Genomic DNA, 10,494 nt, shown 5'->3' on the forward strand with positions numbered 1-10,494 from the left:
GCAAACTTCCATGATCGATCGCATTGCTCCCACGCTCCGCCCTGAAGGCCCTGCTCGAGGATTCCAGCAGTGGCGGGATCTCTTGTTTCTGCATTGGCCAGTGCCGGTCGCCATGTTGCGGCCGCTGGTGCCGTCGCGACTCGAGATCGATTGCTTCGACGGTCAGGCATATATCGGTGTGGTCCCCTTCAGTATGCTCGGCGTCCGGAACGCATCTTGGCCGAAATGGGCTGGGATGAACTTTCTGGAAACGAACGTTCGGACCTACGTCCATTATCAAGGTCGACCCGGCGTCCACTTTCTATCGCTCGACGCTGCCAGTCGGCTGGCTGTCTGGGGAGCTCGCTGGTTATGGTCGCTTCCGTATTACCACGCCCAGATGGAACTAACCCGGCAAGGGGACCAGATCGAGTACACCATGCAGCGGCAGCGCAGCGACGGCCGTTTGAAGGTGCGTTATCAGATCGGTCGCGAGATCGGGCCTTTCGACCCCGATTCAATCGAGTTCTTCTTCCTCGAACGCTACTTGTTGTTTCTGGAATATCGCCGACGGATCTATTCTGGTCAGGTGCATCACGTGCCCTATCCCGCTCGCGAAGTCTCCCTCCTGGAATCGGACCAATCACTAACATCTTGTGGCGGGGTCATAATCGATACGGTTCCACCATCTTTTGCGCACTTCTCACCAGGCGTCGATGTCGAGATTTTCCAATTGCGCGCGATTTCCGCTGCGGGTTAGCGAATATTTAAGAGTTCCGATCCAACGAACAGGTGGACCGGTCGACATCGCCTCTCGTTAACATCCACACAGCCCCTACGACATGTCGTGCCAATGCCATATGTGAGCAAAATTAGATCACATACTGGTTCAGCCGTTGTATGGCCAAAAAACATTCACGACCTAAGTTTTTCTGATTGGCTACGGGATCCCCAATGGGTGGGAGGTTCGTAGCTTGGCTTCCCATCGGTTCTAGGCGGAACGATGGGTAGCGTGATGTTCGTGCGCAACTTACACGGAAAAACTTGATTCATGTCGTCCGCCCTTCCCCAACTTGATATCGCCTGGATCCTCTTGTGCTCTGCCCTGGTCATGTTAATGCAGGGCGGCTTTTGCCTATTAGAGAGTGGTCTGGTCCGCGCCAAGAACAGCTTTAACGTCGCCCTGAAGAATCTGGTCGACTTCTGCGTCTCGGCGGCGGTCTTCTGGGTGTTTGGCTTTGCCATTATGTTTGGGGCCAGCTACCACGGCTGGTTCGGAACGACCATGTTCTGCCCAGGCGAAGACTCTTCTCCTTGGCTGATGGCCTTCTTTATCTTTCAAATGGTCTTCTGCGGAACGGCAACGACCATTATCTCAGGCGCCGTTGCCGAACGGATACGCTTCCGCGGTTACTTTGTGATCGCGTTGCTGGTCTCTGGCCTGATCTATCCGTTGTTTGGCCATTGGGCCTGGGGTGGTCTGGCGGAAGGGACCGCGACCGGTTGGCTGGCGAAGCAGGGCTTTATCGACTTCGCCGGCTCGACGGTGGTTCACTCGGTCGGTGGCTGGGTCTCGCTGGCTGCCATACTGATTATTGGTCCACGTATCGGTCGCTTCGACGGCGAACGTCCTGGCATTCATGGTCATAACCTGACGTTGGCAACGTTTGGCGTGCTGCTGCTTTGGTTTGGCTGGTTTGGCTTCAACGGTGGAAGCACGCTGGCGATGAACGACTCGGTGCCACGGATTATTGTGAATACGAATCTCGCTGGTGCCTTTGGTGGCCTGGCCTGCTTGTTGACCTCTTGGCTTTGTCACCGACGTCCTGACGTCGGACACACCATGAACGGTGTTGTGGCAGGCCTGGTGGGGGTTACCGCGTCATGCCATATCGTCGCGCCGTGGGCTGCAGTGCTGATCGGTTGTGGTTCCGGTGTCATCTGTTGCATCGTGACAGAACTGTTGCCACGCCTGAAGATCGACGACGTTATCGGCGCGTTTCCGGCACACGCTTGTGCTGGTGCCTTTGGAACGCTGTCTCTCGCGTTTCTGGCCGATCCTAGCCACTTTGGCGAAGGGATGACGGCCTGGTCTCAGTTTCTCATCCAATTGAAAGGTGTCGGGGCCTGCTTCTTGCTGGCCTTTGTCGGCGGGTTCACGTTGATCTATCTGGTCAATGCCGTGCTCCCACTGCGCACCACCGAAGAACACGAGCGTGCTGGGCTGAATGTTTCCGAACATGGTGCCAGTACAGAACTGATCGACTTGCTGGAAAACATGTCGCAGCATCGACAGGATGGAGATTTCACGAAAAAAGTGCATATTGAACCTCATACCGAGGTGGGGCAGATCGCCGCGGAATATAACCGGGTTCTCGAGCGTGTCAGTACCGAAATGAAGCAGCGTGCCGAGGCTGAGTCTCGGTTCCGCGGCATCTTCGAGAACGCCGTCGAAGGGATCTATCAGACGACTCAGGAAGGGCAGTTCATGACGGTGAACCCTGCCCTGGCCCGAATGCTCGGCTATGAAAACCTCATCGATATTAGCCATTCCATCACCGACATCGCTAACCAGGTCTACGTCGAACCTGATCGCCGCGCCCAGTTCATCGATGCGATCCAGCAGCATGGCGTGATCTTTGCCTTCGAGTCGGAGATCCGACGCGCCAATGGCGAGACGATGTGGATTTCGGAAAACGCCTCAGCGCGATTCGATGCCGATGGTCACCTCATGTATTACGAGGGAACCGTCGAGGATATCACCCAGCGACGCAAAGCACGTTACTTCGAGGCCGAACGCAACGCGGCGGAAGCTGCCAACCGTGCCAAGAGCGATTTCCTGGCCAGCATGAGCCACGAGATTCGCACGCCGCTCAACGGCATCATCGGCTTTCTCGATCTGCTCGCAACGACGCACCTGGAAGACAATCAGCAACGATTCGTCGACCTGGCGAAAAGCTCGGCCGGAACGCTGCTGCACCTGATTAACGACATCCTTGATCTCTCGAAGATCGAAGCAGGCGGCATCGAGTTTGAATCGTCCGAGTTCGTCCTGCACGACCTGGTCGAGTCGGTGCCGGAACTGTTCTCGCCCCAGGGACGCACGCGTGGCCTGGAGCTGAACTGCTGCATCAGCAAGGACGTGCCGACCACTGTCATCGGCGATCCGGAACGTATCCGCCAGGTGCTGATCAACTTGTTCTCGAACGCCGTCAAGTTCACCGAACATGGTGGGGTGAACCTGCATGTGACGCTAGCCGAGAAACAGAGCGATCCGAACATGGAAGGCCAGATGGTCGTTCAGTTCGCCGTGGAAGACACCGGCATTGGTATTCCTCAGTCGCGACTCGATCGTCTGTTCAAGGCGTTCTCGCAAGTCGATGCCTCGACGACTCGCAAGTATGGCGGCACAGGTCTTGGCCTGGCTATCTGTAAGCAGTTGTCGGAATTGATGGGGGGCGAAATCGGCGTTTCCAGCGAAGCGGGCAAGGGCTCGACGTTCTGGTTCACCGTTCCGCTGAAAGCAGTCGAACGTTCGACTTGCGATGTGATTCCAAACGTGACTGGCCTGCGAGTTCTGGCCGTCGACGACAATCACATGAACCTGCAGGTTCTCAAAGAACAGCTGCAGTCTTGGGGTGTCGAGATCACCACCGCCAGCAGCGGCGTGCGGGCCCTCGACTTGATGCGGGAAGCGGCCGATCGCAACATGCCATTCCAGCTGGCAATCCTCGATCACATCATGCCAGAGATGGATGGCCTGACACTAGCTGAGCGGATCTACGACACCAGCGAGTTCCGCTCGACGAAGCTCTTGATGCTGACGTCATACGATCGCGACATCTCGAACGAAACCTTGAAACGCTTGGACATGACTTGTTTGACCAAGCCTATCCGTCAGTCGCGATTGCTCGACACGCTGGTGTCGCTGTCAGGCGGACGAAATTCGGGGACGTCCAAGCCAGTTAATCGCCAGGAAGACAAGCTAATTAACGATCGACGCCACGATGGCAAGACGATCCTGGTTGTCGACGACAACGAAATTAATCGCTTGGTTGCCAATGAAATTCTGACCGCGGAAGGGTTCCAGGTGTTGTTGGCGGAGAACGGCCGGGAAGCGGTCGAGAAGGTTGCCCAGGCAGAGGTTCAACTGGTGTTGATGGACTGCGAAATGCCAGAGATGGATGGCTTCGAGGCGACTCGAAAGATCCGTCACCTGGCAGAAACAGCGCTTGCCAGCCTGGAAAACTTGCCGATCGTGGCTTTGACCGCCCAGGCAATCAAGGGAGATCAAGAGCGATGCATGGCCGCCGGTATGAACGATTACGTCATGAAGCCGGTCAACCGCCAGGAACTGATTCAAACGATTCTCAAGCAGCTCGACCTGCGAGCAGTAGATCCGCCAAGGCCACTTTCGGCAAGTGTGCCTCCCACAGACATGACCGACGTCGAACAACAGATTTCGCTGGGCGAACTCCGCGAACGCTGTGGTGAAGACGAAGGATTGGTGCGACGCGTTCTCGAGAAGTTTGCTGCCAAGGCCAAGTCGGAAATCGGCGTCCTGCAGCAACATATCCAAGAAGGACGCATCGACCAAGTCGTTCAGGTTGCTCACAGCCTGAAGGGTATGGCGGCGAATGTAGCGGCCCGCTCTGTTTCCGAAGTGGCTGGTTCCATCGAACTGGCAGCCCGGGAGCAGCGGACAGATGGATACGAGCAGATGGTGCACGACCTCAATCAAAACTTCGATTCATGCGAAACAGCAATCCGGCAGTTGTTGAATGCAGCCATGGAACAGGAGGTGGCACTATGAGTCTGGACACACGAATCAGCATCCTGGTTGTCGACGACGACGATATTGCGATTGAGATGATCCAAAGTTATCTGACGCGCGAAGGCTTTCTGGTCTTCACCGCCAGTAACGGCCGCGAGGCGATCGAGATCCTTGAAGAGAACGACATTCAAATCGTCGTGACCGACTGGGAAATGCCGGTGATGAACGGCTTGGAACTGTGCCGCGAGATTCGCTGCCGTTTCACCGATCACTATATCTATTGCATCTTGCTGACCAGCCGCGGTCGCAACGACGAGATAGTCGAAGGGATGGCATCGGGTGCCGACGACTTCATGGTCAAGCCGTTCAATCCACCAGAGCTGCTGGCGAGAATCAACGCGGGCATTCGCTTGGTCGGTTTGGAAACGCGTGACCTGGTGATCTTCGCGATGGCTCGTCTGGCCGAGTCTCGCGATACGGAAACTGGTCAGCACCTGGAACGCGTTCGTCAATACTCGAAACGCCTCGCACAAGAGATGGCCAGGTTGCCCGAGTTCGCTCAGGCGATCGACGGTGAATTCATTCGCCTGATCTATCAGACCAGCCCTCTGCACGACATCGGCAAGGTAGGAATTCCGGATGGCGTGCTGCTGAAGCCGGGTAAGCTGACGCATGACGAATTCGAGATCATGAAGAAGCACACCATCATCGGTGCCGACACACTCGATGCCGCGCTGAAGAAGTTTCCGAAGGCGAAATTCCTCCGAATGGCTCGTGACATCGCCGTCGCTCATCACGAGAAATGGGATGGCAGTGGTTATCCGTTTGGTTTAAGTGGCATGGAGATTCCGTTGTCGGCTCGAATCGTCGCCGTGGCCGACGTCTACGATGCGTTGACGACTCGGCGGATCTATAAAGACGCATTCTCGACGGACTACGCAGAACAGATCATCCTGGAAAACAGCGGCAAGCACTTCGACCCGGAAGTGGTCAAAGCGTTCGAGTTGTGCAAGGACGACTTCGTGCAATTCATCGATCAATATTCGGACGAAATCGACGAGCCGGCCAATTATCATGCCACGGTGTAGAACTGGGACAAATTGACACCGGCAGTGCCGCACTTGCCGCACCAGATGGGGGTTTTTCAGTGCGGCGGGCCGTGCTTCATGTGAACTTAACGTGCATTTCGGTGTGTGTTCATGGTGGGGAACTGGACGCCAGCGGGATGCTGGGCTAGTTTCAGTCCAACCTGATTCGGTTCTCATGTTCCACTCCGAAAGGCCCGCCTGAAGATGAAGATTCCTTCCTCGTTTCCCGCCACACTTCTCGTTTGTTTGTTGGGGATCTCCCCTGCCCTGGCCCAAGAAAAGCCAGTCAGCGAGACGCCTAATCTGGTGCACGATCATCACATGCACCACCACAATCATCACCACGCCACGGAAGACCCGAGCGAAAAGCGTTTCTACACAACGCGATCGAGCCAGGTGATGCTGCCGCTGCCGAATGAAGAAGATGCCTTCGTCTTCGCTGTCTTCGGCGATCGCACTGGCGGCCCAGACGCTGGCGTGAACATCTTGGCCGATGCGGTGCGCGATGTGAACTTGATCGAACCAGACCTGGTGATGACCGTTGGCGACTTGATCAACGGCTATAACCAGACCGACAAGTGGCTCGTTCAGATGCGCGAGTTCAAAGCCATCATGAAAGAGCTCCTGTGCCCTTGGTTCCCAGTGGCTGGCAATCACGACGTCTACTGGCGTCCGCTGAACGATCCGGACATTCTGCCGGGGCAACACGACAAGCATTACGAAATGCACTTCGGACCGCTCTGGTACTCGTTCCAACACAAGAACTGTAACTTCATCGTGCTCTACTCGGACGAAGGCGATCCGAAGACTGGCGAGAAGAACTTCCAGAAGCCAGAAGCTCAGAAGATTAGCGAAGAGCAACTGAAGTTTCTGAAAGAAGCACTCGTGCGTGGTAAGGACTGCGATCATCAGTTCCTGTTCCTGCATCACCCACGTTGGTTGGGCGGTGGCTATGGGAACGACTGGAAAGAACGCGTTCATCCCCTGCTGAAAGATTCAGGCAACGTGACCGCGGTGTTCGCAGGCCATATTCATTACATGCGATACGATCCCCAGGATGGCATTGAATACGTGACGTTGGCCACGGTGGGTGGCGGTCAATCGAGCAAGATTCCATCGGCCGGCTATCTGCATCAGTACCACCTGGTGACGGTGCGTCCGAAGCAGGTCGCCATGGCAGCCTTCCCAGTTGGCGAAGCAATGGACGTGCGTGAGATCACGGCGAAACTGCAGGCGCAAGCGATCAAGCTTGCCAAAGCCAAGCCAGAAGTCACCACGACGATTGCCGAAGCGAAAGATGACCTGCAGGAAGGAACGATCACGACGACGATCAGCAACCCTTCCGATCGCCCGATCGACTTCACGCTGACGCCAGCGAGCCGTGACTCGCGTTGGAGCATTTCGCCGAATCACACCCATGGCCACATTGCTGCCGGCGAAACGCAGAAGATTACTTTCCACGTTCGCTATCGCGGCAAACGCTTCGACGAATCGTACCAGGGAATCGAACTGGTCCTGGCCCAAGACTACCTGGCCCGAACAACCCGCTACGCAATTCCCGAAGTGCGGACCCCGGTTGCCTTCGACGGCGATCCGGTCGAAACGAAGTCAGGCAAATAGAACGGAGCCGAAGTCGCTTGCCTCTGGAGATACCTTCAGCGTAGGCCAGTCCGTCGAGGTAACGCAAACCGGCCGCCGTCGTCGATAGAGCAATTGCCTTTAGGTCTTGAAAGGTTGCCTGGTCTCTTATGCCAGGCAACCTTTTTTTGTCGGCTGACCGGCCAGGCGTCCCCCCGCGGTTGCTGGAGATTGCCCGCTGATCGGGGTGGAATGTCCTTCGTCCCTGGATGGGGCTTTCACCTGGCTGTTTGGTAACAAGGGCATGTCGCGCCGATGAATCCAGGGCAAAACTTTCCGCCGCTGGGGGATGACTTTCGGGCTCCCAGCGAAGAGATGCGGAACTTCACCAATCGTTTCGACGAGTTGAAGGTTTTTCAGCGAATGCTGAACCTGCCCGCCGACGATTTCCTGCCGCTGCTCATGTTCTATGGCGTGGGGGGCACCGGTAAAAGTTGGCTGCTGAAACGGCTCCGCAAAGAAGCCGACAGTCTGCCCACCGCCTTTCTCGATCTCGACCCTCGCGCTGGCGGCCAAGGCAATTCCGTTGATAACGCGAAGGTGTTGGCCGAGGTTCGCCGTCAACTTGGTTCCGGAGTGCCCTGTCCCCGGTTCGATCTGGCCTATACCTGGCTGCGGTTCAAGGAAGGAATTCAGGGAGAGCCCGCCTTCCAAGGCGAGGGCTGGCTGGGGAATTCTTGGGAATTTATCCGAGAACTGGCAAAGGCCGGCGCGGACGACTTTCCTTTTAAAAATCTGATTGCCTGGGGCGTTGGGAAACTCACCAAGCCCGCTAATCAATGGTTGAAGAAGAACGGCGTTCATGACTGGCTGCTTACTCAGGTTGGTCAGCAAGAGTTCCTGCGTCTCAAACGCGAACTCCCCGGCGATATCTATCCCAAGTTGTTCAATTACCTGCTGACCGATCTGCACCAAGGGTTGCCAGATCGCGGCGGCAAGTCGGTCCGGGCTGTGTTGTTCATCGACACCGTTGAAACGGTGGTTAGCTCGCGCGATAGCGGAACCCACCAGTGGGAACGGCAGCGATGGTTGAGCGAACTATATCATCCTGCATCCGGCTTGTTGGTGGTGATGGGGGGCCGAGATCGATTGAATTGGGAGAGTACCCAGCCGTTTGACTTCACCAGCGAAGCATTCCTGGAACAGCACCTGGTGGGCGGGCTGTCGGAACACGACGCGCGGCAATTCCTGGAAAAGTGCCAGGTTCACGATTCACCGTTGCAAGCGGCGATCTTGCGGGTATCGAAAGACATCGACACCCCTTCCCTGGCTGCGGACCCCGAAAAGCAAGAGGTCGGCTATCACCCTTTCAGTCTTGGTCTGTGCGCCGATACCTGTTTCAACCTTCGCCGGCGAGGTGAAACGATCGATGCGGAGCAGTTCGACATGTCCCCGGCCGCGACGCAAGAACTGGCGGCCAGGTTCCTCCGATCGTTCGGCAGCGATCGAGACGACGCCGAATGGCTCAAACGGCTGGCACTAACCCTTCGCTTCGACCAACAAGCGGCAGGGGCCTGTCACGGGGGAAGCGACACCCAGCAGCAAGCCGCCTGGCAGGCCCTTTTGGCTTACAGCTTCGTGCAACCCGCCGGCCAACCAGGCTGGTATCGCCTGCACGCCCAAATGCGCGATGCGCTCGAAGATTTGCTGGAAAGAAAGTCGAACGACGTTTGGCAAGCGAATCACCGGTGGTGGCGAACCCACTGGAGCGAGCGAAGCGCGGAAGCGATTGATGAGTTCGCGGAATTGGCCTGGTACCACTGGTGGCGATTGGAACTGGAGCCTGCTCAGCTTCACTGGAACGAACTGATTGAAAATGAACGCCAGAACTTAAGAATGACCAGCCATGCCGCGCTGATAACCTGGTGGGAGTCGTGCAAGCTGGAAGATTGGCTGAGTGACCCTGAGCGTCGATATGAAGCAGCGGCAGGACTGAATGACTTAGGTTGCGAGCTTAGAGAAAGCACCATAAGCAGCCGGAAACAGAATTTGGTGCAGGCAATTACCTGCTATGAGCGTGCTTTGCGCGTATATACCGAAGCGGATTTTCCCCAAGATTGGGCGATGACGCAGAATAACCTGGGAAATGCCTATGGGGATCTTCCCACGGGAGATCGAGGGGCGAACTTGCGGGAGGCAATTGCGTGTTGCGAGCGTGCTTTGCGCGTATATACCGAAGCGGATTTCCCCCAGGCTTGGGCGACGACGCAGAATAACCTGGGAAATGCCTATGGGGATCTTCCCACGGGAGATCGAGGGGCGAACTTGCGGGAGGCAATTGCGTGCTATGAGCGTGCTTTGCGCGTGCGCACGGAAGCGGATTTTCCCCAAGCTTGGGCGATGACGCAGAATAACCTGGGAACTGCCTATCAGGAGCTTCCCACGGGAGATCGAGGGGCGAACTTGCGGGCGGCAATTGACTGCTATGCGCGTGCTTTGCGCGTATATACCGAAACGGGTTTTCCCCAAGCTTGGGCGATGACGCAGAATAACCTGGGAACTGCCTATAAGAACCTTCCCACGGGAGATCGAGGGACGAACTTGCGGGAGGCAATTGCGTGCTATGAGCGAGCTTTGCGCGTGCACACCGAAGCGGATCTCCCCGGAGGCTTTGCCGATACGACTGCCAACTTATCCATTATTGAGTGGTATATCGCCAAAGAGTGGAAGAAGGGATGGATAGAAAGATTTGAGGTGACCCAATCCGAGATGTGGAAGAATGCGGAAGTGAATCTCATTAAGGCTTTAGAGGTGTTCGAGCGGATTAACCACGAGCATCATGCCGAGAGGCATCGCGAATTGTTGGAGCGGCTTCGCCAAGAGCGGGCGGCATTTGAGGCAGAACCAGAAGAGGAATAGGTCCTGACTTCCTTATCACCATCAGCGCATAAAAAAAAACAGCTCTTCGAATCGTAGACTCGAAGAGCTGTTTTATATAAATAAGGTAGTGACTTGCTTGAGTGATCGGTGGTCGTCCCACTTTTGGGTTCGTTGGGTTCGTGAAAACCACTTGAA

6 protein-coding genes are annotated in these 10,494 nt (G+C 56.2%); 5 read left to right on the forward strand and 1 reads right to left on the reverse strand.

The annotated features are described in order from the left end of the window. Nucleotides 1–10: 10 nt before the first annotated feature. From ABD890_RS14655 to ABD890_RS14670, 4 genes are all read left to right on the forward strand, one after another. Nucleotides 11–739, forward strand: coding sequence for a YqjF family protein (locus tag ABD890_RS14655; protein WP_345090796.1), 729 nt, complete (start codon nt 11–13; stop codon nt 737–739). A gap of 291 nt (nt 740–1,030) precedes the next feature. Beyond that, on the forward strand, nt 1,031–4,792 hold the full coding sequence (amt, locus tag ABD890_RS14660; protein ID WP_345090799.1) for an ammonium transporter: 3,762 nt from the start codon (nt 1,031–1,033) through the stop codon (nt 4,790–4,792). Further along, entirely contained in the window at nt 4,789–5,841 is a 1,053-nt protein-coding gene (locus tag ABD890_RS14665; protein WP_345090802.1) for an HD-GYP domain-containing protein, read from the forward strand. The genes amt and ABD890_RS14665 overlap by 4 nt, the downstream gene beginning before the upstream one ends. 204 nt (nt 5,842–6,045) lie before the next feature. Further along, complete coding sequence (locus tag ABD890_RS14670; protein ID WP_345090806.1) at nt 6,046–7,461, forward strand: metallophosphoesterase family protein; 1,416 nt, start codon at nt 6,046–6,048, stop codon at nt 7,459–7,461. 126 nt (nt 7,462–7,587) lie between these two features. On the opposite strand, the gene ABD890_RS14675 is transcribed toward ABD890_RS14670, so the two are convergent. Then, complete coding sequence (locus tag ABD890_RS14675; protein ID WP_345090809.1) at nt 7,588–8,487, reverse strand: hypothetical protein; 900 nt, start codon at nt 8,485–8,487, stop codon at nt 7,588–7,590. Nucleotides 8,488–8,631: 144 nt separating this feature from the next. Between ABD890_RS14675 and ABD890_RS14680 the strand changes: the two genes are divergently transcribed. After that, nucleotides 8,632–10,338, forward strand: a complete 1,707-nt coding sequence (locus ABD890_RS14680; protein WP_345090811.1) for a tetratricopeptide repeat protein — start codon at nt 8,632–8,634, stop codon at nt 10,336–10,338. Nucleotides 10,339–10,494 lie beyond the last annotated feature (156 nt).

Source organism: Bremerella cremea (assembly GCF_039541315.1).
Taxonomy (GTDB): domain Bacteria; phylum Planctomycetota; class Planctomycetia; order Pirellulales; family Pirellulaceae; genus Bremerella; species Bremerella cremea.

What these genes read in the sequence shown, in the direction of transcription:
- ABD890_RS14670 (WP_345090806.1), top strand. Translation starts at nt 6,046, where the DNA reads ATGAAGATTCCTTCCTCGTTTCCCGCCACACTTCTCGTTTGTTTGTTG.
- ABD890_RS14665 (WP_345090802.1), top strand. Translation starts at nt 4,789, where the DNA reads ATGAGTCTGGACACACGAATCAGCATCCTGGTTGTCGACGACGACGAT.
- ABD890_RS14655 (WP_345090796.1), top strand. Translation starts at nt 11, where the DNA reads ATGATCGATCGCATTGCTCCCACGCTCCGCCCTGAAGGCCCTGCTCGA.
- amt (WP_345090799.1), top strand. Translation starts at nt 1,031, where the DNA reads ATGTCGTCCGCCCTTCCCCAACTTGATATCGCCTGGATCCTCTTGTGC.